At 47.6% G+C, this 1,334-nt stretch carries 2 protein-coding genes and 1 pseudogene; all 3 read right to left on the reverse strand.

Annotation, left to right across the window (positions count from 1 at the left end; all coding sequences use genetic code 11):
• Positions 1-170: pseudogene (gene pcm, locus A3766_RS23720) on the reverse strand (protein-L-isoaspartate O-methyltransferase); the annotation flags it as partial.
• Between the two features lie 38 nt (positions 171-208).
• A complete protein-coding gene (gene surE / locus A3766_RS23725; RefSeq protein WP_068514132.1) occupies positions 209-952 on the reverse strand; it encodes a 5'/3'-nucleotidase SurE in 744 nt (247 codons plus the stop codon).
• Positions 949-1,334: tRNA pseudouridine(13) synthase TruD (truD, locus tag A3766_RS23730; protein WP_156509089.1), on the reverse strand; the 386-nt coding region annotated here is incomplete at its 5' end. The genes truD and surE, both read right to left, overlap by 4 nt.

Consider the following 1,334-nt stretch of genomic DNA (forward strand, 5'->3'; position numbering starts at 1 on the left):
TGGTTGTGCCCAATCGGTAAAGCTGTATCTTCATAAGCCCGATGAGATAGCGCCTCATCGAGGAATATATGCCGCGGCGTATCCAGCATGACTGCCAATACATCCTCGTTGGTAATCCCCTCATCCCTGAGCCGCTGAATGAGTCGCATCCGGGTACGGCGCGAGGTCATTCCTATTCCTTCGAGATCAAGTGTCTGACTCACGATATTCAATCCTCTAAACAATCTTTTACTTGTGATATCAGCTCATGACGAGTCATATCAACTTGAAGCGGCGTTACTGAAACATAACCGTTCTTTACCGCGTCAAAATCTGTACCTTCTCCGGCATCGTCTCCCTCGCCTGCAAGCGATATCCAATATCGCTGTCGACCTCGTGGGTCTGACACTTCCTCTGGGGGAAGCCCTTTTGCCCGATGCCCCAAACGCGTGACTTTAATTCCCTTAAGCTGCTCATAAGGCACATCCGGCACATTGACATTCAAAATGGTTCTTTCAGGCACTTCCAAATCTTTAGAGCGAACCAATAAATCGAGTACCACTTTTGCTGCAGTTTGATAATGAAACTGACCCTGGTTCACTAGGGAAACAGCGATAGCGGGCTGCTTTAAAAACCGCCCTTCAATCGCTGCAGCGACTGTCCCCGAATATAACACGTCATCGCCAAGGTTTTCATGAGAGTTAATACCTGAGACCACACGCTCAAAGTCAAGATCAAAAAGTGATGAGACCCCTAGGTGAACACTATCGGTCGGCGTACCATCAATACAGTAATGGCCATTTGCAGTTTCCATTACACGCAAAGGGCGACTCAAAGTCAGTGAACTGCTTGCGCCACTATGATCACGATCCGGTGCAACCACCTTCACCTCGAACTTGGAAGATAGAACCTCCGAGAGTACCTGTATACCTTCAGCATTAATACCGTCATCATTGGATATCAGTAAACTCATCGTGTGCTCCGCATGCCTTGATTACCCTCTCCCAAGCCTTGAGACAAGTTAAACACTTCGGCAAGCAATGAAGTAGCAAAGACTCCCGTAGGTAATTGAAACTCTAGTTCAAGCTCAGCCTCTCCCATTGACCAAGACATCGCCTCAGGGACAACAAGGTATGGCCTCCGCTCTAAACGCAATCGATTTTGATGTATTCCTTTTTTAAAGGCAGGGTGCGCCTCTAGAATTTCTTTCTCTGGCTCAGTCAGTTCGTTACTTCCTGGCGTTTCGTCTCCGTATAGTGGGCCGCTTAGATCAGCGCTCAAGTCATCCCCACTTTCTATCAAGCTTGCTAGATTCAAGTTGTATAAGTACGAACGAGCTGCCGATAAATAGAAAG

The sequence above is a fragment of the Oleiphilus sp. HI0132 genome, from assembly GCF_001635845.1.

Coding starts and splice junctions, on each gene's coding strand:
- surE (WP_068514132.1), bottom strand. CDS start 952: ATGAGTTTACTGATATCCAATGATGACGGTATTAATGCTGAAGGTATA.